Below are 23554 nucleotides of genomic sequence, written 5' to 3' on the forward strand. Positions count from 1 at the left end.
CGCGGAAAGCGTCCACCTGTAACGGAATATATCCTTGTCAAAAAAATTTCCGAAAGGAAGCTTCTTTGTCATGTGAAAAAATGAGAGTAAATGACCAATAAGATAAAGAACCAAATAAAAGCCGCCAATTTTGCTTAACTTGACGGCTATAAGGTACGCCCCTCGACCAGTTGGAAGGCATTGAAAAAGGTAAAGATCAAACTTTTTCAGTGTCTTCTCCAGTTGGTTCGAGGGGCGTTTGCATATGGCATCTTCTCCGGTCATAAGATGGATTAGTACGAATACCAGGAGGTTACGCATGTATCCTTATCGCCAACACCTTGATCAAATCCGATCCAGAAGAGCAACGAATACACTGAGAGTGAAAGGTGAAGGGTCTCTTTCGACCGCACCTGACCGGGCAAACATCACAGTTGGAGCTGTTACCGAGGCAACCGAAGTGAGCGAAGCCCAGCAGGAAAATGCCCAAATCATAAGTGATGTTACAGCTGCTATATCCTCCTTAGGTGTCTCTGAAGACAACATTCAAACAGTCGAATACCGTATCGACACACAATATGACTTCATCGACGGCAAACAAGTATTTCGTGGCTACCGCGTTAACCATCTGCTTCAAATTACGTTGGATGATGTGTCACTCACGGGTTCCGTCATTGATGAGGCTGTAGAAGCCGGAGCCAATGCAATCTCCTCCATTCAATTCTCTTTATCAAACCCGGATGTACTATACAATCAAGCGCTGGAACTTGCCCTTCAAAATGCCCAAGAAAAAGGAGAAACGATCGCAAGACAGCTCGGTGTTTCTTTATCTACACCGCCCGTGTCTGTAAAAGAAATCTCTCCTTCCACAACACCGGTGCCATTTCAAACCGCTCTTTATGCCAAAGCGGAAAGTACGCCCATTCAAGCGGGAACCCTAACCGTACTAGCATTAGTGGAAGTGGAGTATCAGTATTGAATTGGTAAAAGGCCCGGCCGATGATGTCGGGCCTTTTTCAAGCCATCAAAAAAACCGCTCACTTTCTTATGAGCGGTTTACATGAACATGAAACAAACTGCCCGAATCGGGATACTCGACCCAATCGGGTTCTGTTAGCCCTTGCGAGGCCGTCGTAATAAACAATTGGTCTCCAGCTTTTCCACCAAATGTGCAGCACGTCACATTTTTAGACGGGACCTGAACCGTATCAATCCACTTCCCCTTTACCGGGTCAATGACAGCTACACTAAACCCGCCGTAAAGAGCGATCCATAACAAGCCATCCTCATCGATCGTCATGCCGTCCGGATGGCCATCTTCCTCTTGGAAGGTATACACCACCTCTTGGTTGGCAAGAGCTCCTGTATTGTCATCGTAGTGGAATTGGTACACTGTCCGAGTGGGTGTATCAATATAGTACATCGTCAACGTTCGCTTATTCCAAGCCAACCCGTTTGAAATGGATACGTTCTCCATCACCTTCGTTCGACGTCCATCCAATCCCCAGCAATAAAGAGCTGCTTTTTCAAGCTCCCCGTTCTCGTTCATGGTGCCTGCCCAAATACGACCCCAAGGATCTTTTTTTCCATCGTTAAAACGATTGCCATCCTCAATTTCAACGAGATCAACGGGTGTGATTTCAGAGCTTCCAATTCTCCACGTGTACAAGCCATCTTCAAAGATCACATGTAGTTCCTCTTCATTTTTCACAGCAAGGGCACAGGGTCTTTTTTCAAAAGCATACTTCTTCGTTTCTTGTTCGTTTTCGTTGTATGCTAGAATATGTTTTCCTTCAATATCAACCCAGTAAAGCGTCTGGCTCTCTTCGATCCAGAGCGGACCTTCACCGAGTTTATTTTCACAATCTATAAGCTTAGCTGCTTTCAACATACCCCACCCCGATTCCGTTTAATACTAAAGTCTACCACTAATCGGAAATGGAAAAACCTCTTTCAGCTTGTCTCCTCTATTAGCCCACCTAATTTTAATAGGCGGACTCTATATGTTACATCTTTTGAAGTTGGCGAATTTTATTCCGGTGCTTTTTGGAAAAACCTCGAATGAGTGGGCGGCGGTTAATTTCGAATATAACAACTTCTCCATCCTTTGATACTCCAATATCCGTCCCAAACATACGATGGCCTTCGTAACATTCACCCATAATCTCAGCCGAGCGCAGGGAAACTTCTTTCGCCTTTTTTAAAAGCCCCTTTTGCTTTGATGGAGGTAAAGAAGAGAACTTCATAGCTTCCTTATAATTAACCACATTTCCTCCAGCGTTTGCATTCGTAATGAGCATCCCTTTACCGGCTACTCTGAATTTATAGCCTGTTACTTCCCATTTTTTCTTTTTGGGATTAAATTGAACAATGACACGAATATCGAAAGGCTTCCCTTTCACTCTAGCGGTAAAAATTCGTTCTTGCATAATATACTTTGTGTCTTTGATTCGACGATTAAGGTAGGAATAAGCACTGAACATGGATTTGAACGTACGACTTCGATCCTTCATTTGAACATAATACGTACTGTTCCATTTTGATACAAAGAAAATGTTTTTTCCTTTCAAGCCTCGATTCGGCTTAATGACCAGTCCTCTATGGTCACTTAACATTTGATAAAAAGCTTCTTTTCCTTTCCACTGCTTCGTTACTGGCAAGTGGGGGGTAAGGTCTTCATACTGCACCATCGCTTGATACATTTTATATTTGTCTCTTCGCTTTAAAATCATAGGTTTTTTTCTGTTTTCCATGACGATCCTCCGTTTACACCCAATATATTGTTACTGTATGTCGTTCACTCATCATTTGACAGGGTGTTTGTAGGAGAGAAACAAACAAAACAAAAGTCACTGAAAAAGTACGAACGTTACCTTTTCAGTGACTTCGAAACCATGAGCGTCATAGTTGCATGATTTAAAAGCCTGATACGAGTAAGCTTCTCGTATCGGGCGCGCAACCGAATGAAGCCATTGCCATTCAAACAAAGGCAGCGAAAAAGTCAGGATGCACTTTTTCACTGCATAAAAAACACTCCCTAAGCACTAGGGAGTGTTCGTTGCCAGCTGTTCTTTTTCGTAGGAGACAATCGCTTCTTTTAACATGGCTAGACCTTCGTCAATTTGTTCTTTTGTAACGGTAAGAGGTGGAATCATACGAATGACTTCACTTTCGTTTCCGCAAAAATAAAAGAGTACGCCGTTCTCAAGGGCTTTGTCCAAAATGGAAAACAATGCGTCACCGTCACCCTTCCCAGTCCTAGGATCGATGATTTCAATCCCGATCATGAGACCCACCGCTCGAATTTCGCCCATAATCTCATGCTCGTCTTTTAACTTTTCAAGCTTCTCCTTCGCATAGGCGCCCATAAGCTTCCCGTGTTCAAGGAGATTCTCTTCTTGAATCACATCCTGGACAGCAAGAGCCGCTTCACAGGCAATCGGGTTTCCTCCAAAAGTCGTTCCATGGCTTCCCATCGGCCATTTTGCCATCAACTCTTTTGACGCCACAGTAGCACTTAACGGCAACCCGTTGGCAATCCCTTTGGCAATCGCCATAATGTCCGGGGTGACACCGAATGTTTGGGCAGCGAACATTTCTCCTGTACGGCCAAAGCCTGTTTGTACTTCGTCAAAAATTAGGAGAAAACCATATTCGTCACAAAGCTCCCTTACTTTTTTCAACCAGGATGCAGGCGGAATGACGTATCCTCCTTCACCTAGGACAGGCTCAAGAATCACCGCGGCTACTTCATCAGGGGTCACCTGATGCTTAAATAAAGTGGCAAAGTCCTTCTCAAGCTTCTCAATAAGATACGTTTCAGGGTCTTCCCCTTCCGGCACCGCACTAGTGTCGGCAAAAGGAACTTGAAACGTGCTCGTATGAGGCTGGAATGTTCGGTACTTCGCCTTGGACGTACTCACGCTCATCGCCCCTTGGGATCTCCCGTGAAAGCAACCCGTAAATGAAATCACATAAGGCTTTTTCGTTACGTGACGGGCAAGCTTAAGGGCCCCTTCAATCGCTTCTGTTCCACTGTTGGCAAAAAAGAAGCAATCGAGATTTCCCGGAAGAACGTCCGCTAAACGATCAGCCAACGTAAGAATGGATTCGTACATGATCACTCCAGAAGGACCGTGAGCGAGAATATCCGCCCCTTTATGAATCGCCTCCACCACTTTCGGATGTCGATGGCCTACATTCGTAGTCGCGATACCCGACGTGAAGTCCAAATAGGTCTTCCCATCCGCACCGTAGTAGTAACACCCTTCTTCTTTTACTACGGGCAAATTGGGATGATCCTTTGCCATACTCGGAGCAAGTCGATCGGCCATGTTGTTGTATTTATCTTTCCACGTGTATGTCATGTTCGTCTCTCCTTTGGTTGTTTAAAAGAATAAGAGGTGTGCCATAAGTGCAGCAATCGGTAGTGTAATGAGTGTTCGCTGAATAAAGATAATGGCCAATTCCCAAACGGAAAGAGGAATCTTTGAACGAACGAGCAAAATACCGATTTCAGACATGTAAATGAGCTGTGTGAGGGACATTACCCCTATCACAAATCGCGTAAGTTCAGATTCAATACCGCTTCCAATCACCGCCGGCAAAAACATATCCGCAAAGCCGACAATCATTGCTGGCGCTGCTGCTTCTGCTTCCGGTAAACGGAGAAACTCCAAAATCGGAACAAGAGGCGCACTCAAGATCGTAAAGACCGGTGTGAATTCCGCTACAATTAATGCCACTGTACCAAGAGCCATCACAAGAGGCAACAGTCCAACCCAAATATCGACCACGTTTTTTACCCCTTTTAACGCTACAGCTTGTACACTTTGGACCGACTCAGCCTTTTTCACTCCTTGCGTCAATGCCCACTTGAACGTGCTCATATCCGCCGGCGTATCTTCATTGATCTTCTGCCCCACCGGTTCATAATACGTATCTTTTTTCCAGGACAAAGGTGGAATACGCGGACAAATAATCGCCGCTACAAGCCCTGTGACAACAACTGTGAAATAAAATTCAACAAAGCGATGGTCAATTCCGATTACATTGGCAATCACAAGGCTAAACGCAATCGAGGCGATGGAAAAGTTCGTGGCCACAACTGCCGCTTCTCTTTTCGTATAATAGCCACTTTCGTATTGCTTCGTTGTAAGGAGCACCCCTACCGTTCCGCTTCCCATCCAAGACGCCATCGCATCCACTGATGATCGTCCAGGTAATTTGAATAATGGCTGCATCACTTTTTTTACAAGCGTACCGATAAAATCCATCAATCCATATTCAAGCAATAATGGCATGAATAAACTTGCAAACAAGAACCATACAGCTAAAACCGGAATTAAATCGTAAAGGACAACGCCTCCGGTAAATTCATGACCAATGATGGACGGTCCCCATTCCAAAAGTGTCATGATAGCAAACGCACCACCGAGAAGTCGTAACGAGAGCCAAAATGGTGTCACACGAAAGACCGCTGAGAGGTTCGGGTATTTCTGTTCAATTGTTGCCGGTGCCAATGAAACGACAAGACTAGCAGCCGCCGATGCAAAAAGGACAAAGACCAAAATAGCAGGCAGCGACTCACCTAATGCTTGCTGAAGGCCGTCCGCCATCACACCTAGACCAATCGTCACTGTCCCATTAATATTCATAGGAACCAAGAATAATAGAATTCCGATCAGGGATGGAATAATAAAGGTTAAATATTGCTTAAGCGTGAATCCTTTTGTAGTCGTTTTTGTATAGTGTTGTTCGTGTTGTAGATCGTTGGCTTTCATCAGTCTGTCCCTCCGTGTGTTTTTATGTATGTTAAAGTATAAAAATTCTCCCTCGAACGTTTATAATACTAACACACGGATGTATATACATACAACCTCATTTTTAAAAATGAGAGATTGGTTGATTTTGGGTGGCATTTTACCCACTATTAATACACGAAAAAACAGCCAAAGGCCCATTGCCTTCAGCTGCTTTTCATTACTTCGGTCGATCGATAGTAAAGACCTTCCCAAGCTTTGCGTATTCTTTTCCTCCAAGGCGAGCGACTGGCTTCAATTTATCCACTGACACCTTGCCCTCTTTATCCAACACATCTTCAGCCACATGATAGTGAACGATTCGTCCGAAAATGACGTCCGTCTCTCCTTCGTTTCCTGTAAACGTCATATGTTGCTCCAACTCACATTCAAAACGAATGCGTGCTTCTTGAAGTCCCGGCACATCCACCGCCGTACTTTTCACCGGAGTGAGTCCTACTTTCTCCACTTCGCTTTCATCAGGAGGAAGGTTTGCGGCGGTCTCGTTCATCTCGTTAACATTGTCCTCATCGGTCACATGAACGACGAAGGACCCGTGTTCTACGATGTTTCGAGAGGTATCCTTTCGTTCCCCTGCTCGCTTTCCGATTGAAATCATGACTAAAGGAGGGTCAGCCGACACGACGTTGAAGTAGCTGAACGGGGCGGCATTTAACACCCCATCCTCCCCAAGACTCGTCACGAACGCGATCGGTCTCGGCACGATCGTTTGGGTTAAAAAAGCATAATTCTCTTTTTTGGAAATGTCTTTAGGATCGATCGGTTTCATCTTCATCGGCTACTCTCCTTTCGTTGCTTTCTGGTACCACGTTGCAGCGTTGACGATCTCGTCGCGAGTCAATTGGTGTCCTTGGGTTGACCAAAACACCTCAACGTCAGCGCCTGCCTGTGATAGAGACTTTTCCAGCTCCGTTGTTTCTTCGGGGGCACAGATTGGATCGTTCTCTCCCGCTCCAATAAAGACTGGCGTGCCGCTTAAGTCCGGCAACTCAATCCCACGTCTCGGCACCATCGGGTGAAGAAGAGCCGCTCCGAACAATGCATCCTTATAATGATACAACAGGCTTCCTGCAATGTTCGCCCCATTCGAATAGCCAACAGCAATGATCTTATCTCGATCAAATTCATGCTCTTTAGCCGCTTCATCTAAAAATTCATTAAGCTCTTTTGTGCGAAATACAAGATCTTCCTCGTCGAAGACACCTTCTCGTAATCGTCGGAAAAAACGTGGCATTCCGTTTTCCAGCACATTCCCGCGAACACTAAGAACAGACGCTTCTTTGTCAATCATGTCGGCAATCGGAAGTAGGTCACGTTCGTCTCCACCTGTTCCATGAAGAAGCAGTAATGTATAAGGATTGTTCTCACTTCGTTTTTCAAAAATGGCTTTCATGTCACTCACCTATCCTTTTGGTATCGTTATCGGTAACACAATATTTTCGATTTTTTCGCGCGCAGGCTCAAGCCACGGAGGAAGCTTCAAACTTGTGCCGAGCTCCTCCACACTCTCATCCCAAAGAAAGCCCGGTGGATCCGTCGCAATTTCAAAGAGTAACCCACCTTGTTCCCTGAAATAAATGGCTTTAAAGTATTGTCGGTCCATCACTTCCGTTGCTCGGTAACCATATTTTCCAACGTGAGCATGCCAATCAAGTTGGTTTTGCTCATCCTCTGCTCGCCAAGCAATGTGGTGAATGGTACCTACTCCAAGGGTTCCCACCTCAGTGACAGAAGTATCCAAATCAATCACATTTCCAAGCTCCCCTTCCGCTTGATAGCGGACAAAGTTGCCATCGGTTCCGACCTTTTCTAGCCCCATGACTTCTGTTAGAAGCTCACCGGTTTTATCAGGGGAACTCGTATAAAGAATCGCTCCTCCAAACCCTTTAATCGCGGTGTCTTTCGTTATCTCTTCATAGGACCATTCACTTTTAGGACCCTGGTCTCGAGCAACGATCTCCAGTTTTAGTCCATGAGGATCTGTGAAGCTTACTACTTCCTGGTTAAAGCGTGTCCCTTTTTCAAAATAGCATTGTTTTTTTGTGAGGCGTTCTTCCCAAAAAGGTATTGCACCCGTTGGAACCACAAAAGATGTGACTCCTACTTGCCCGGTGCCGATCCGCCCCTTTGCTGCTCCATCCCACGGAAACGTGGTCATTATCGTGCTTGGTGATCCTTCTTTATCACCAAAATAAAGGTGATACGTTCCGGGATCGTCAAAATTGACCGTCTTTTTTACAAGCCGTAACCCTAATACATCCACGTAAAAGTCGACGTTTTCTTGTGGATTCCCCACGATCGCTGTAATGTGGTGGATCCCTTGAATCGGCTTATCCATAAGGTCCTCCTAAGCTTTTAAGTAGTGGTTAAGCTTTTTATTTATGATGCTTTCAAAAAGTAAGTTACTTCCTATGTATAATGATATACCCCTTTTAGGGTGATTTCAAATCATATGAATGAAGTGTGAACCGGAAAAGGGGGAGATAGTTGGGGGCGGCGGGAAATGTATGAAGAACGTTTATGGATTTATAAAGAAGTTCGAAAGGTTTATCCAGAGTTTCGTGACGTTTAATGAATTTTGAGCGCTTTATGAAGACTTTCAGCCGATTTAAAGAGAATTCGAAAAAATAATGGCGGAAACAAAAAAAGCCCCCTTAGAGGCTACTATCGCTTATTGCTGTATATATATTCTTTAATCTCTTTAATATCTCTTTGGGCTTCGTGCAAGCTTTTAAGACTTTCCGCTTGTTTTTCAATAACGGAAATATAACGCTGTTCTCTTTCGTTGTTCATAGTGACTACCCAGCGAACGCCATAAATGGCCGTACCAAGCAGCATCATGAATAACAACCCGAAAACACCAATTCCCGATTGCATGCCGTAATTGATCATTGCATCCCACATAGCGTTCATCCCTCCTCTTCAAAATCTAGTAATAGATCTACTAGTAATACTAGTTTATGCAAGAGAAAGAGGTTTGTCCTAGACAAAGGGCCTCTTACTATTTGCGTGTTTTTTTTGTGAGGGGAGGGGTGGGGGTGCAACGAGAGCTAACTCCGCCTATTTGAAAATAAGTACGCCAATTACACATTTATCTCCGCCTATTCAAAAATAAGTTCGCCAATTACACACTTATCTCTGCTAAACCCAAAATAAGTGGGTTATACGTAACCCGAAAGAACCCTAATCAAAAAACCGGACCCTAAATTTTATAGGAAAACAGGAATATCACTACAAAAGAACGAAGATAAGTTCCATTAACCTCGAAAGGATGGTCATATTGATCATTAAACCTCGTCAACCCTCCCTCGAACTCCTGCAGCTCGAAGCTCTTGAGCCCCGCTTTCCACTCAAACATCTCAATTACCTTTATTTCACAAAAGACATTGGCATGGCACGCTCCGGATACAGAGGAGAAGAGTCTATTAATTATTACCTTCAAACCATTGCACGCTCAAAGTCAGACTTCCTCTTTCACCACCTACGCCTTCCCGCAGAAGGATCCTACTTCCAAATTGATACTCTCATCGTCACCCCAAGCTACCTTCTCATAATTGAAATAAAGAATTTAGGAGGTAGTTCTTTAACATTTAATGGACAAACAAATCAAGTGAAGCAAACATTCCCAGATGGGAGAGTAGAAATGAGGGACGACCCACTTCTTCAAGCCAGGCGCCAGCGCAGAAAACTACAGTTGTTCCTCAAAAACATTCATTTCCCACCTGTTCCCATTGAATATCTCGCTGTCCTCTCAAACAAAAATCCCGAAATCACTTTCTCCCCTGATTATCAGGAAAAAGACCGCGTCATTAGAAGTACCCACTTAGACTTTTCTGTACTGGAATTGGATGCAAAATACCCTAATCCCATACTCCTTCCTCATGAAATTCACTACTTAAATGAACAATTACTTCACTTTCACACTGAATTGCGGGTTGATATTTTTAAAAAATACGAGTTAACAAGAAAGGACATTATAACAGGGGTGAGATGTTCAAACTGTGGAACAAGCATCATGAAGCGGAGAAAAAGAAGCTGGTTTTGTTTCACATGCCATTACGCTTCCAATCATACCTCCTTAATTGTCGATACATTACGCGATTATAGTCTGCTGGTCTCTCCAAAGATAAGCCATCAGGAATTCAGATGGTTTTTTAATATCGAAAGCAGCCAACTTGCGAGCGCATTGTTAAAAAGACTGAATCTACCAAGAGAAGGAACCGGAAGAGGAATGCGCTATTTGTTGTCTGAGCTAGTAGATCGAGAGGGTTGGGTAGGCTCCACCCTCCACAAAAGTTAACTTGAACGACTAGTTCTCCTCCGCATTATATGTGGAAAAAGAGCTAACTCCGCCTATTTGAAAATAAGTGCGCCAATTACACATTTATCTCCGCCTATTCAAAAATAAGTACGCCAATTACACACTTATCTCCGCCAAACCCAAAATAAATGGATCATACGCCCCCCGAAACAATCCACGCCCGCGCCACCTCCTCCACTACGCCCTCTCCCCACCAAAAAAACGCCCTGCCATCACTCCCGGCAGGGCGCCCCTTCAAGACGTCGTTTGCATTTCATCTTTTAACTGACTATGATACAACCCATGATAAAACCCTTCCTCTTCCAACAAATCCTCATGGGACCCTTTCTCCACGATCTCACCTTGGTCCAATACAATAATTTGATCGGCGTTTTGGATCGTGTTCAATCGGTGAGCAATCACAAAGCTGGTGCGCCCTTCCATGAGCCGTTGCAGTGCCTCTTGAATCTTAAGCTCAGTTACCGTGTCGATGCTGCTCGTCGCCTCATCGAGGATCAAAATCGAAGGATCGGCCAAGATGGCTCTGGCGATCGCCAAAAGCTGGCGCTGACCTTGACTGATCCCGCCTCCATCCACGGAAAGCTTCGTATCAAATGCATCAGGCATTTTTTCAATAAAGGAGCGCGCGTTGGCGAGACGGGCAGCCTCTTCCACTTCCTCGTCCGTCGCATCCAACCGCCCATATCGAATGTTCTCCCGAATTGTCCCTTCAAACAAGAATGAATCCTGAAGCACAAATCCCATATGACGTCGTAGATTCTCTCGCTTCACGGTTGTAATATCTTTACCATCAATCGTAATTTTACCGTCCGTCGCTTCATAAAAACGGCTCAGCAAGTTGATGAGCGTTGTCTTTCCGGCTCCAGTCGGCCCTACAAACGCAACCGTTTCACCTGGTGCCGCTCGAAAACTCAAATCATTGATGGTATCGTCATTTCCTTCATAAGAAAACGATACGTGATTAAAACGAACCGCTCCGGCCACACCGTTAAGCTCACCAGCGTCCTCTTCATCATTGGCTTCTTCTTCCTCATCAATAATGTTAAACACACGCTCCGCACCAGCCACGGCAGATAGCAACAAGTTAAACTGGTTTGCCAAGTCGTTTAACGGCCTCGTGAACTGCCTCGCGTATTCAGCGAAAATCACAATGACTCCAATCGAGACCATTCCGTTTAAAGCAAGGATCCCACCAACAAACGCAATGACCGCAAAGCTCAAGTTGTTTAGGGTATTCATAAGCTTTGGAATAAACCCTGAGAACGTTTGCGCCCAGAAGGCCGTCCCCCGAAGCTGTTCGTTTTTTTCCATAAACTCAGCAATCACTTTTTCCTCTTGTGAGAACGTCTTTACAATACGCTGCCCGCTCATTGTCTCTTGGATGTAGCCGTTCAGCTCTCCCAAGTTCCTTTGTTGAGCTTTAAAAAGTTTGCTCGTACGCTTTGTGATCCATTTCATCCCAAACACCATCGCCGGTACAATCAGCATCGTAATCACTGTCATCAGAGGACTGAGCCAGAGCATGACGGCAATGGTTCCAACGAGGGTGAGGATACTTGAAACAACCTGAATCACTGAGCTGTTTAACGTGTTACTCACGTTTTCCATATCATTTGTCACACGGCTCATCAAGTCTCCATGTTGCCGCTTATCAAAGAATGGGATCGGTAGCTTGTGAAGATGTCGGAATAGCTTCGTACGCATCTTAAACACCGTATCTTGAGCAATTCGAATCATCCACATATGTTGCTGCCACACACTCAAGGAATGCAGAAGGTACACTACCGCTAGAGCGAGGAGCATGTAACCAAACGTCCCAAGCTCGTTGTTGACAATGTAATTGTCAATGGATACCCCGACTAAAAACGGTCCTAAAAGGGCCATGGCAGAACTTAACACAATCATAAGAATCACGTACGTTAACAGCCCTTTGCTTTCTGCTAAATAACCACCGACTCTTTTGACTGTTCCCCAAAAGTTATCCGTTTTCGGCTTTTGAAACGAGTAAGCACCGGGCTTTTTCGCTTCAATATGATCCAAGTCGATTTTTTTATACTGGAAAGGCTTTTTCAACTCGTTAAGCATGGTCTGCCCTCCCCTCTCCGATTTGGGACTCGTAAATGCGCTGATACAGTGAGGAGTGTTCCAACAGTTCATCATGGGTTCCTTCTGCCGTAATTCTTCCATCCTCTACTAAAAGGACTTTATCCGCGTTGATGGTCGTACTCATCTTTTGCGTTATCAATAGAGTCGTGCATTGATACGTATCCAATGCATCCAACAGTTTCGCTTCGGTTTTCATATCAAGCGCGCTCGTGCTGTCGTCCAAAAGAAGAATTTTCGGCTTTCGAACGAGAGCCCTGGCAATGGACAGACGTTGCTTTTGTCCTCCCGAGAGGTTCACGCCTTTTTGACCCAATTCGGTCTCGTATCCATTCGGAAGTTTGGCAATCGTATCGTGAATTTGCGCACTTTTAGCCGCCTGTTCGATTTCTTCCATTGAAGCATCTTCTTTTCCCCACAAAATGTTGTTCTTAATGGAACCGGTAAAAAGCATCGCTTCTTGGGGAACAAACCCGATCTGTTTTCGAAGCCGCTCCATCGTTACATTGCTTATATCGGTGCCATCAATAAAAACCGTCCCTTTGTCCGGATCATACAAGCGTGGGATAAGCTGAAAGAGAGACGATTTCCCCGATCCGGTCGCACCCATTATCGCCACTTTCTCACCAGGATTCACTTGGAATGAGAGATCGTCAAGGACGGGCGTTTCGGTACCTGGATAAGCAAATGACACACGGTCAAAGGCAATTTTTCCGTCATGAATACGCTTGTTCGGATCTGCATCTTCTCGATCTTTAAGATCCACCTCTTCATTTAAGACATCAGCCACACGACTAGCAGATGCTTTCGCTCGTGAAAAGATCATGATGATCATAGAAAAGACGGTCATCGCTCCACTCATGCGCGTCGTGTAGTTTACGATCGCCACCACTTCACCGACCGTCGCACCGCCAGTGTTCACTTGAAAACTACCAAACCACAGGACCGCCATAATACTCAAGTTCATAATCAACAAAATGATCGGCATTGTAATTTCAACTGTTCGAAGAGCACGAACCGTACGATCTTTAAGCTCGCCGCTCGCTTTTATAAATCGCTTGTTTTCATGCTTACGCCGGGTAAATGCCTTAATCAGGCGAATACCTGCCAAATTCTCTTGCACAACCCCGTTTACGTTATCCACACGTTGCTGGACTTCTTTAAACAACCGCCCAGCACGCTTCATTATTAATAGAAGAAACGCAAGCAAAAGGGGCACACCAACGACGAGAATGAGGGCGAGAGTAGGGTTAACGAGAAAAGCCATCACAACACTACCAATCACGAGGAGAGGTGCACGAAGCATAATCCGTAGACTCATAAACAACGTGTTTTGAAGCTGCGTCACGTCGTTTGTCATTCTCGTAATCAGCGATGAGGTCGGATACTTACTAAAGTTTGAAAATGAAAAGCCTTGTATCTTGCGAAAGAGCTTACTCCGAAGGTCAAAGCCAGTACCTTGGCTCGTGTGGGCCGCAAAAAAGGAGTTCGTGATCCCCGCTGCAAAGGCAACGAGAGACGAAGCAACCATAATGCCACCCCAATACATGACCTGTGACAAATCACCCGCCACAATCCCATCATCAATGATTCGACTCATAAAATAAGGATGTAGCAATTCCACCGCCAGCTCCACCAACGTCAACGTGAGAGCTACGTAGATTGCCAGTTTGTATGGCTTTAAAAAAGGAAATAACGTTCTCATGCTGAGGTCCTCCAATATGGCATTCAGTACCCATTTGTATTCCGTAATGGGAAAATTCAGAAATCAAATCCCGTATAAGTTCAATAAACTAAAGTTTATCATAATTTCATGTGTTTCGGGTAACGAAATGTGCTCGAGTAGGTCTAGCATAAAAGACGTTAGGGGTTATTAACTGGAGCAATAGATCCAGCTCGTCTCGATCTTTCGGATATCGTATGATCCACTTGTTTCTAGTTTGTCCGAGTTATTAGAGTGATTGCTCCAGATATTTTTGGGTTGATCCATTTATTTTAAAGTTGAACCACTTATCCGAGATTCCTTCCAGTTAGCACCGCTTCCCAATTTTAGGTCTAAACCCTTTCATACTCCCCCCTCCCCACACCAGCCGAAAAAACGGCCCAATTCAGCCACCTATACGTCACTCCAAAACTAAAATTATCTGACTTTTCAAACAAAAACTCCCATTTCTCTACGTTTTCCTCCACTCATTCAATTGGCACCACATTTGCATTACTTGTAAGCGGTTACATAATTTTAGCTTAGAGGGGGATTCATCATGATTTATAGCAATCCGAATACCGATGGTTCAAAGGTTCAATTCAAATCAAAGTACGATAACTTTATTAATGGCGAGTGGAAAGCGCCTGTTAAAGGAGAGTATTTCGAGAACGTATCACCAGTTACAGGACAAGTATTTTGTGAAATTGCTCGTTCGACCTCTGACGATATCGACCTCGCACTCGATGCGGCACATGCTGCAAAAGCAAGCTGGGGGCAAACATCGACGACGGAGCGCTCCAATATCTTGCTTAAGATTGCCGATCGTATGGAAGAAAACTTGGAAATGCTTGCAGTAGCCGAAACGTGGGACAACGGAAAAGCCGTTCGCGAAACCCTGAATGCTGACCTGCCACTGGCAATCGACCACTTCCGCTATTTTGCCAGCGCCATTCGCTCCCAAGAAGGCACGAACAGCCAAATCGATAACGATACGGTGGCCTACCACTTCCATGAGCCCCTTGGTGTTGTTGGTCAAATCATTCCTTGGAACTTCCCGCTTCTGATGGCCACGTGGAAGCTTGCGCCGGCTCTTGCTGCAGGAAACTGTGTCGTATTAAAACCGGCTGAACAAACACCGGCCTCCATCTTCGTATGGCTTGAGCTCATCCAGGATCTCCTGCCAAAAGGTGTCTTAAACGTGGTGAGCGGCTTCGGTGTGGAAGCAGGAAAGCCACTTGCCTCCAGTGATCGCATTGCGAAGATTGCCTTCACAGGTGAGACGACAACGGGACGCTTAATCATGCAGTATGCGTCTGAAAATATTATTCCGGTCACACTCGAGCTTGGTGGAAAATCGCCGAACATCTTCTTCCCGGATGTCTTGGACGAAGATGACGCCTTTTTAAACAAAGCAGTTGAAGGGTTTGTCATGTTTGCCCTTAACCAAGGTGAAGTATGTACCTGTCCTTCACGAGCGCTCGTTCACGAGTCCATCTACGACAAGTTCATGGAGCGCGTGGTCGAGCGTGTAAAACAAATTAAAACAGGGAATCCCCTGGATACCGACACGATGATGGGAGCTCAAGCGTCTCAAGAACAGCTTGAAAAAATCCTGTCTTATCTCGATATCGGAAAACAAGAAGGAGCCGAGTGTCTCATTGGTGGGGATCGCAATCAGCTTGAAGGCGACTTCAAAGACGGATATTACGTACAGCCGACCATCTTCAAAGGGGACAACAAAATGCGCGTGTTCCAAGAAGAGATCTTCGGACCGGTTGTGTCTGTGACTACGTTTAAAACACCGGAAGAAGCTCTTGAAATTGCGAATGATACTCTATACGGACTTGGCGCCGGTGTTTGGACGCGTAACATCAACACCGCTTACCGCTTTGGCCGAAACATTGAAGCCGGACGAGTATGGACGAACTGCTACCATGCGTATCCAGCACACGCAGCCTTTGGCGGATACAAAAAATCCGGTATTGGCCGTGAGAACCACCACATGATGCTTAACCATTACCAACAAACGAAGAACCTTCTCGTCAGCTACAGCGAAGATGCTCTTGGATTCTTTTAAACCACACTTATAAGGAGGCACTCACATGGTCGATCGTGTAACCGCAACAGATGAAGCGTTAGTGCTTATTGAAAAGCTAAAGGACAAATTCGGTCCTGTCATGTTTCACCAATCAGGTGGCTGTTGTGACGGCAGCTCTCCCATGTGTTATCCCGATGGTGATTTTCGCATCGGCCAATCCGATGTAAAGCTCGGAGACATTGGCGGTAGCCCGTTCTACATGTCAAAAGATCAGTACAACTATTGGAAGCACACGCAATTGATCATCGACGTCGTTGACGGACGAGGCGGCATGTTCTCCCTTGAAGGACCTGAAGGGAAGCGCTTCTTGACACGCTCTCGTGTCTTTTCAGAAGAAGAACGTAAACAATTAACCTAACACCTTAGCACCCTGCTATGTTTAAACGAAGGCACTGAGAAAGTTAAAAGTCAAACTTTCTCAAAGCCTTCTGTTCAAACCGTTGCAGGGTGCTTCCCTATTCTAAACCAGAGAAGGTGAAAACGAGATGAACATGTATTCAAGCGATCCCTTGCTGCAAGAGATCTTAAAAGACACGTTAGATGCTGATTTTTTCGAGTGGGCCAACCGGGAGCTGACCAACTTCGGTAACGAATGCGCCACCGTTATAGACGAACGCGCCAAACATACGGATCGTGACGGCCAACCCAAACTCGACCCCTACGATCGCTATGGTCACGAACAGCCACATGTCTGGGTAAACGAAGGCTACAAACAAACCATCAAAGACACCTACAACCGCGGAATCGTCGGCTACATACATAAACCCATTCCTGAGCTGGGCCACAAAGGAAACTACCTGTACTCCTTTGCCCAAGGCTACCTCTTATCTCAAGCAGAACCAGGCTTTTATTGTCCCGTTACCCTCACCATGGCCACCGCCTACTTAGTCGAACAATACGCTGACGAAGACCTTAAAGAAAAATATCTGCCGCACATCCTCTCCACAGGCGACGAAGAACTTTATGAAGGAGCCACCTTCCTCACAGAACGACAAGGAGGCTCAGATGTTGGGGCAAACGAAACACGAGCCGAATACGATGCAGAGCATGATTGCTACCGGTTGCACGGCTTAAAATACTTTGCCAGCAATGCCGGCATGTGCGGCGTCGCAACCGTTTTGGCACGACCCGAAGGGGCACCCGCTGGAACAAAAGGACTCGCCCTCTTTTTAGTACCATGGGAAAAAGGCCCAAGTGAGAAGTCCGGCATCAGAATCCGCCGCCTTAAAGACAAACTCGGTGTACGAGCCGTTCCATCAGGAGAAGTAGAATTCAACGGCTCCAAAGCCTACTTGATTGGGCAAAAAGAGCGTGGCTTCTACTACATGATGGAAGCTTTGAACCTGTCACGGATATGCAACGCTGTCGCGTCCATCGGCATCATGCGACGAGCCTTCGCCGAATCTTACAGCTATACCAATGAAAGGGACGCATTCGGGAGATCACTCGCTCACTATCCGATGATTCAAGACTCCCTTGTGAAAATGAACGTGAAACTCGAAGCCGAAACGAGAACCGTATTCAAACTCGTGACCGAGTTTGATCATTGGTATCAACATCACTCTCCTGACGACGGTATGCTCAGACTATTGATTGCCCTCGTCAAAGCAGAAACAGCGGAAGAAGCCATTCATTTTTCTCACGAAGCAATCGAAATGCACGGTGGAAACGGCTATATCGAGGACTTCATCACCCCTCGTCTCCTTCGTGATGCTCAAGTGCTCACCGTGTGGGAAGGGACCGCTAATATACTTGGCTTAGAAGTTCTCCGGTTATTTAACAAATACAATACCGGTAACCTCTTTGTAAAACGAATGAAAAAAGAACTTGCCGCCTGCGCGGATTCAATTGAAAAGGTCGAACTCAATCAGTGTCTTACATGGCTCGAAGAAGACATATCCGATCTCGACGAAATGGACGAAGGGGAAAAAACCCGGCGAATCAAACCTCTTCAAAAGAAAATGGTATCCGTGCTTGAAGCCGTCACTTTGTTGGAAGCAGCTCGAGACGAAAGAAGTCAAAAGGTAGCCCAAGTGTATGCAGAACACTTCGTCTATCCACTTTGGGGTAACACCCAAGAACCATGGTCACTAGAAGACGGAAAGCTGATCCTCACACAAAAGCAACGTGTGAAACCATAACAAATAGACTCAGGAGCAAGACTTCTCCTGAGTCTATCTTTCATTTAACCAGTAACGGAGCTTCCTTTCGGTCACATCAAGACACTTCGCTGCTTCTTTTCGGTTCCCATTCGTTTCTTTCAATACGTCTTGAATTCGTTTTTGAATCCGCCTTGTTTCATTATCTTTGAGGGCATGGAGGATGTCCGGAATCGTTGCGCCTTCAGCCTCCTCGTTGTCATTCTGTTGTTTTCGATCATGCATCACAATATCATGTGCGTCGATGATGTTCTTATCAAGAGGAAGGGTAATCCCTGTCTTGATCATCACATGGTTCAACTCTCTAATATTCCCCGGCCAATGATGACGCTCTAAACGCTCAACCGCACCTTGGGTCAAGGATCTCTCTGGAAGTCCTTCTTTTCTGAACAGTGCACGCACAAGTTCCGGAATGTCTTCTGTTCGGTTTCGCAACGGTGGCATAAGAAGATGCCCTACATCAAGACGAAACATGAGGTCTTCTCGAAAAGCCCCTTCCATCACTCTCTTGTAAAGAGGACGGTGAGTGGCTGTGATGATGCGCGCTGTCATCAGTTGACTGGATTCCGCTCCAATACGGTAATATTCCTTCGTTTCAAGGACTCGTAACAGCTTTACTTGAATGGTCTCAGAAGCCTCACCGATTTCGTCGAGAAAGAGTGTTCCGCCAGCAGCTTGTTCAAATACACCTTTCCGATCACGATGAGCGCCTGTAAAAGAGCCCTTTTCGTGACCGAACAATTCACTTTCCAGAAGGGAATCGGTCAGGGCCCCACAGTTGATAGCGACAAACGGCTTTTCACACCGTTCGCTTGCCTCATGAATGAAGCGAGCCATAAGCTCTTTTCCGGTTCCTGTCTCACCTTCAATAAGCACATGGTAATCGGTTTTTGCCCAGCGTAAAGCATGCTCCACTAGGCTACCCATCGCCTCGCTTTTTCCTATGTACAGCTCTGTTCGGTTACGCTCGACTACATTTCGCAACAAAACACCTCCTTATGAAGCCACTGAAAAAGTACACCCCAATATTTTCACTGCCTATATTTGATTCGTCTATCTACCTATTCGTCTTGTATGCTGTAAATCCTTCATAGAATGAAAGGGTTGATGCTAAAAAAAACACTGCCCCTTTTATAAAAAGGCAGTGTTCTCAACTATTTCTGTAAGGGAAATCCTTGATAATCGGAGGCGTGAATGAGGGGTTTCCAACAAAGGTTGTTAAACATTTTGCGATTATGACGCCTTACAGTTTGGTATTGAGCAACGAAGTTCACTTCCATGAAGTGAAGATTTTCATTTTTGTCCATCCCTATATCCAAACCAACGTCTGCAAAATGTTGGGTAGGGAACGCTCGATCTAAAGCATAGCCGAATTGTTCCGCAAAAGTGGACACCTTCTTCATCAGCTCTCGTTTCTTTTTAGGAGGGTACATGTTAAACAGCTTGTCGGCTGTCACAAACCTTCCGCCTCTTGAACGATTCGTAATCTTTTTCCCTTTTCCTGCGACTCGGGTCATAATCCCTGTACATTTCCAATTCTTTTGGTCTTCTTTTTGGACAAACACACGCATGTCGAACGGACGTCCATCCTTTTTCATGAACTTGATCCATCTCTGAGCCATATATCTGCCTCTATCTGCCCTTACTCGTGATAGGTAGCTCATGAATTCACTTTTCGTGAAAAAGAACTTGGCACTTTGCCCAGGCGCTCGGTAATCATACACTCTGTAGCCATCTTTCACTTTTTTCACAAAGAAAATCCCGTTTCCTTTTCGGCCATTTTTCGGTTTGATCACGGCTTCATTGTGCTGATCTAAGAAAGCCAACACGTCGGACTTACTTTTTATCATCTTGCTTTTGATAATCTGATTGGAGACACTTTTAATGTTGGATACTCTCCGCTCTACAGTACGCTTGTTATAAATATTCGAGTTAAACACAAGGCCGCCAAGGGTTTTATAGGTGGATAAGATCTTCCTTCTCTTTCTCCCTCCTACAGAGCAGCGGATAAACAAGACTTCAGGAAGAGGAACAGTAGCTTGAATCCACTTCTTTTGTTGCGCTATATAAACTCTTCCCTTAACTAGTCCATTTTTGGGACGAAAGCTGTCTCGACTTAATGTGACGAAAGCGCCACCAAGTCTCTCGTGAATCCGAGCTCTCCCATGCTTTCGGGTAAACGTGTCATTTCTTACAAGCATCCCTGTTAGTGGTCCGAATTTCAGCACCCCTCCACTCATAACAAGACGATATTTCACCCCTTTAATAAGATAGAGTTCTCTTGCTAAATGAGATGAAACGCCAACAATATAAGGGTTAGAACTCGTTCCTTTCCCTATGGATTCAGTGTGTGATCCTTCTACTTTACTTTGCACTCGAAGTAAGCCATGTTGAACAGTAGTCGTCCCTACTCCTCTAGCATCTAACGACCCTGGAAGGATAACGAGTTTTTGTTTTGAATTGATGATCTTCATTTTTATCCAATATGAACGCACGATACTCACCTTTCTAAGCTAGTCAGACTAGCTCCTTTTCTTATTACTAGCTTATGAGAGCGAAGGGAGGCTTGAACTAACCATATAACCATTTCTACTAGAAAAGGTGCCCCAACCTTGAGACACCTTCTTTGTTGCGCGACTTACTTTACGACAAACCCTTGTTTTTTTGTTGCATGGATGAGTGGCTGCCGGTTGATCTTTTTGTAGATTTTATAGTCCATTTTTCTAAATCCGTTAAATTGTGGGTGAAAGTTGATTTCAATAAAATGAATGCCTTTTTGCTTATCAATGGCAATATCAATACCCAAGTCTGCAAAGTGGTCTGAAGGGAATCGTTCATCCAACGCTTTACAAACATTCTTTGTTACGTCAATGACGTTACTTCTTAACTTTTTTCTCACTGCTGAGGAATAGGACGTCAACGCTTGTGAAAAGGTAACTGCTTTTCCGCCTTTTGATACATTGGTGAGCTTTTGACCTTTCCCTGCTACTCGGCACTCAATTCCAGCACACTTCCATTCCTTATCATCTTTATGCATATGAACACGCAGATCAAACGGACGTTTCGTGTAGGTCATAAATGAGATCCACTTTTGTGCGATATATTCCTGTCGTCGAAAATCAAACGTATTTAAAAAGGTTTTTAGTTGAGCTTTGGATAGAGAGCTATTGATTCCTCGTGAGGTGGATCGGTAATTATAAATAAGATAGGAGCTCGCTGTCTTCTTTTTTATGAAAACAATGCCTTTACCTCGGGCACTTCCAGTCGGCTTGAGGACGATCTTCTTATGACTTTTCAGTGCTGAAAAAACATCCTGAGGTCCACGAATGAGCGTACTCTTAATCACGTGGTCTTTCACGTTACCAACCTCACTCATGACCTTCTCAATTTTCTTTTTGTCGTATCTTCTCGTGTTAAAAAACAAGATCTCTTTTTCTTTACAGTGCTTTAGGAGCGCTCTTCTTTTTGCTTTTCCTAGTGTATAGCGGTTAAAAATGACTTCTGGGAGAGGCAATGTGGTATAAATCCATCTTTTCTTTTGCGTATGATAATACTCACCTCTAACCGTGCCTTTTTCCCAATTAAAGCTGTTCGGTCTAGCGCTTATAAGAACCCCTCCCAGCTTTGAGATAATTTGTTTACGATCGTTCAACCGACTAGTTCGATTAATGATAATGGCAGTTACAGGACCGAACTTCAATGTGGTCCCTTCTTTTATTATCTGATAGGGAAGATCTGGTATGAGGTGGGATTTGCGAATGAAGCTTGAGGAGACATCAATGAGGTAAGGGTTTGACTTTGTTCCTTTTCCTTTACTACTAGTCTTTTTTACAACAGTACAACGATATGTGTTTCGGCCGTGTTGAACAGCATTTATTTTTTTTACCTGACTATAAAGGTCCTGAGGGACACTTATCGAAGACTCTCCGCTTCTCATTTCGTTTATTCTAATCCAATAATGCATCCTTTTCTCCTTTCTGCGGCATTTCTTGTCCATTCACGATATTCTATGAGAAAAGCGATACATTGATATAATCAAATAACTATTTTTACTAACGAGAAGGGTGTTTGATCTAAGCCCATTGTCAATGCCTGTCATAACAAGCCCTTTCATAGTCTTAAAGAATGATTTGAATTTCGCATTCCAAATACACAATAAACATCCATTTTTAAACATTTAATGCTACATATTAACTCTAAAGGAAAAAGAGACCGTAGTCTTATACGCTCATTTCTTCGCCTCTCGAAGGATTATCTTGTCGAAATCACGAAAAGGATGTGAGACAAAGACTTTAGGAGGGATTCTTATATGAATCGAAACATCATGAAAATGGCATGTGCAAGTATTCTTACACTCGTATTGCTTGTATCCACACTTCCCATTCAAGCAGGCGCTGTAGGAAACGGTCCTAACATTAATCCAAACCAAACGATTAATAAAGACCGTGTAAAAACGTATGAAGAGATGTCTGATTTCCTTTATCATGTAACTGATCGTTCAGATCGCCTTGAACTTGAAGTGATTGGTCAATCCGTTAAAGAAAGAGATTTGTTTCTAGTTAAGTTTGGGAACAATCCTGACAACCCGACCATTGTTTTTCTTACTCAGCAACACGGGAATGAAGAAATGATTACAGAGGGTGCTCTTCAAGTAATTAAAAACTTGAGCGGCAACAGCCGACATGTACGTGATCTTGAAGAAAGAGTAAATGTTCTTTTCGTTCCTCGCATTAACCCTGACGGCGCAGAAGGTGACGTCAACTTTGATATTAGTGACTACACGGCTGGTGGAGTGTCGACTCGTTTTAACGCTAATGAAGTGGATTTAAACCGCGATCACAACGATCTTACTCAGCCTGAAACAATTGCTCTACACGAAAACGTTTTGCAAAAATACGACATTGACTACTTAATTGATTTCCACCACCAAGGAACATCACCAACCCTTGATGGGCGCTATGTATCTGGGTCTATGCTTTATCCGACAAACCCAGGTGTAAATGAAGATACCGTCATTGGTTCTAAGCAATTAGGAAGTGTAATTTATGACGCTGTAACGTCACACGGATGGGGTCACCTTGCCAAGTATCCAGGCGGAGATGCAAACACAATCGCCCGTAATGGTCTTGCTTATGAGTACGACTTTTCAACTCTGTTATTTGAAATGCGCGGGATGACTGACAATAGCCGTGAAGAAGCCGTTCTTGGGCAGAAAAGTAACGGTTACTTAATTCGTCAAGCTGTTGTTTCTATGGAAGCAGCCATGGAAGCGATTGCTGACGAGTCCATTCTAGAAGCGGACATCGACTTCTGGGATGAGCTACCGTTCCAAGAGTACGGTGGGGAAGAAGAAGGTCAAGAATAATC

Annotated in this window: 19 protein-coding genes; 6 read left to right on the top strand and 13 right to left on the bottom strand. The window is 44.7% G+C overall.

The window, feature by feature from the left end; translation table 11 throughout:
* The first annotated feature begins 298 nt into the window (after positions 1 to 298).
* Positions 299 to 958, top strand: coding sequence for an SIMPL domain-containing protein (locus G476_RS0117045; protein ID WP_051314898.1), 660 nt, complete (start codon positions 299 to 301; stop codon positions 956 to 958).
* Between the two features lie 66 nt (positions 959 to 1024).
* On the opposite strand, the gene G476_RS0117050 is transcribed toward G476_RS0117045, so the two are convergent.
* The 8 genes from G476_RS0117050 to G476_RS0117085 all read right to left on the bottom strand — a co-directional run bounded on the left by G476_RS0117050 (position 1025) and on the right by G476_RS0117085 (position 8714).
* Positions 1025 to 1870, bottom strand: coding sequence for an SMP-30/gluconolactonase/LRE family protein (locus G476_RS0117050; protein ID WP_084405816.1), 846 nt, complete (start codon positions 1868 to 1870; stop codon positions 1025 to 1027).
* A 115-nt stretch (positions 1871 to 1985) separates the two neighbouring features.
* Entirely contained in the window at positions 1986 to 2732 is a 747-nt protein-coding gene (locus G476_RS0117055) for a YheC/YheD family protein (protein WP_026691157.1), read from the bottom strand.
* 291 nt (positions 2733 to 3023) lie between these two features.
* The gene (locus G476_RS0117060; protein WP_026691158.1) at positions 3024 to 4346 is read right to left on the bottom strand and encodes an aspartate aminotransferase family protein; all 1323 of its coding nucleotides are present in this window, start codon (positions 4344 to 4346) and stop codon (positions 3024 to 3026) included.
* A 21-nt stretch (positions 4347 to 4367) separates the two neighbouring features.
* Positions 4368 to 5762, bottom strand: coding sequence for a YjiH family protein (locus G476_RS0117065; RefSeq protein ID WP_026691159.1), 1395 nt, complete (start codon positions 5760 to 5762; stop codon positions 4368 to 4370).
* A gap of 199 nt (positions 5763 to 5961) precedes the next feature.
* Positions 5962 to 6570, bottom strand: coding sequence for a flavin reductase family protein (locus G476_RS0117070; protein WP_026691160.1), 609 nt, complete (start codon positions 6568 to 6570; stop codon positions 5962 to 5964).
* Positions 6571 to 6579: 9 nt separating this feature from the next.
* Positions 6580 to 7194, bottom strand: a complete 615-nt coding sequence (locus tag G476_RS0117075) for an alpha/beta hydrolase (RefSeq protein WP_026691161.1) — start codon at positions 7192 to 7194, stop codon at positions 6580 to 6582.
* A 9-nt stretch (positions 7195 to 7203) separates the two neighbouring features.
* A complete protein-coding gene (locus G476_RS0117080) occupies positions 7204 to 8139 on the bottom strand; it encodes a ring-cleaving dioxygenase (protein ID WP_026691162.1) in 936 nt (311 codons plus the stop codon).
* Between the two features lie 326 nt (positions 8140 to 8465).
* Positions 8466 to 8714, bottom strand: a complete 249-nt coding sequence (locus G476_RS0117085; protein WP_084405817.1) for a BhlA/UviB family holin-like peptide — start codon at positions 8712 to 8714, stop codon at positions 8466 to 8468.
* 367 nt (positions 8715 to 9081) lie between these two features.
* Here G476_RS0117085 and G476_RS0117090 point away from each other — a divergent pair, with 367 nt between their 5' ends.
* Positions 9082 to 10101, top strand: coding sequence for a nuclease-related domain-containing protein (locus tag G476_RS0117090; protein ID WP_026691164.1), 1020 nt, complete (start codon positions 9082 to 9084; stop codon positions 10099 to 10101).
* A gap of 255 nt (positions 10102 to 10356) precedes the next feature.
* On the opposite strand, the gene G476_RS0117095 is transcribed toward G476_RS0117090, so the two are convergent.
* The gene (locus tag G476_RS0117095; protein WP_026691165.1) at positions 10357 to 12207 is read right to left on the bottom strand and encodes an ABC transporter ATP-binding protein; all 1851 of its coding nucleotides are present in this window, start codon (positions 12205 to 12207) and stop codon (positions 10357 to 10359) included.
* Entirely contained in the window at positions 12200 to 13930 is a 1731-nt protein-coding gene (locus G476_RS0117100; RefSeq protein ID WP_026691166.1) for an ABC transporter ATP-binding protein, read from the bottom strand. The genes G476_RS0117095 and G476_RS0117100 overlap by 8 nt, the downstream gene beginning before the upstream one ends.
* A 556-nt stretch (positions 13931 to 14486) precedes the next feature.
* Here G476_RS0117100 and adh point away from each other — a divergent pair.
* The 3 genes from adh (at position 14487) to G476_RS22345 (ending at position 18169) form a co-directional block, all read left to right on the top strand.
* Positions 14487 to 16007, top strand: a complete 1521-nt coding sequence (adh, locus tag G476_RS0117105; protein WP_026691167.1) for an aldehyde dehydrogenase — start codon at positions 14487 to 14489, stop codon at positions 16005 to 16007.
* 25 nt (positions 16008 to 16032) lie between these two features.
* Positions 16033 to 16386: a DUF779 domain-containing protein gene (locus G476_RS0117110; RefSeq protein WP_026691168.1), complete on the top strand. Its 354-nt coding sequence runs from the start codon at positions 16033 to 16035 to the stop codon at positions 16384 to 16386.
* 127 nt (positions 16387 to 16513) lie between these two features.
* On the top strand, positions 16514 to 18169 hold the full coding sequence (locus tag G476_RS22345) for an acyl-CoA dehydrogenase family protein (RefSeq protein WP_035187237.1): 1656 nt from the start codon (positions 16514 to 16516) through the stop codon (positions 18167 to 18169).
* A 33-nt stretch (positions 18170 to 18202) separates the two neighbouring features.
* Here the strand turns inward: G476_RS22345 and G476_RS22350 are convergent, their stop codons facing one another.
* The 3 genes from G476_RS22350 to G476_RS0117130 all read right to left on the bottom strand — a co-directional run bounded on the left by G476_RS22350 (position 18203) and on the right by G476_RS0117130 (position 22151).
* The gene (locus tag G476_RS22350) at positions 18203 to 19171 is read right to left on the bottom strand and encodes a sigma 54-interacting transcriptional regulator (RefSeq protein ID WP_051314899.1); all 969 of its coding nucleotides are present in this window, start codon (positions 19169 to 19171) and stop codon (positions 18203 to 18205) included.
* A gap of 170 nt (positions 19172 to 19341) precedes the next feature.
* Positions 19342 to 20682 (bottom strand): YheC/YheD family protein, encoded by a 1341-nt coding sequence (locus G476_RS0117125; RefSeq protein WP_035187240.1) that lies wholly within the window; start codon positions 20680 to 20682, stop codon positions 19342 to 19344.
* A gap of 143 nt (positions 20683 to 20825) precedes the next feature.
* A complete protein-coding gene (locus G476_RS0117130; protein ID WP_026691170.1) occupies positions 20826 to 22151 on the bottom strand; it encodes a YheC/YheD family endospore coat-associated protein in 1326 nt (441 codons plus the stop codon).
* Between the two features lie 345 nt (positions 22152 to 22496).
* Between G476_RS0117130 and G476_RS0117135 the strand changes: the two genes are divergently transcribed.
* Entirely contained in the window at positions 22497 to 23552 is a 1056-nt protein-coding gene (locus G476_RS0117135) for a M14 family zinc carboxypeptidase (protein WP_026691171.1), read from the top strand.
* Positions 23553 to 23554: the final 2 nt, after the last annotated feature.

The organism is Alteribacter aurantiacus DSM 18675, assembly GCF_000429705.1.
GTDB lineage: Bacteria > Bacillota > Bacilli > Bacillales > Salisediminibacteriaceae > Alteribacter > Alteribacter aurantiacus.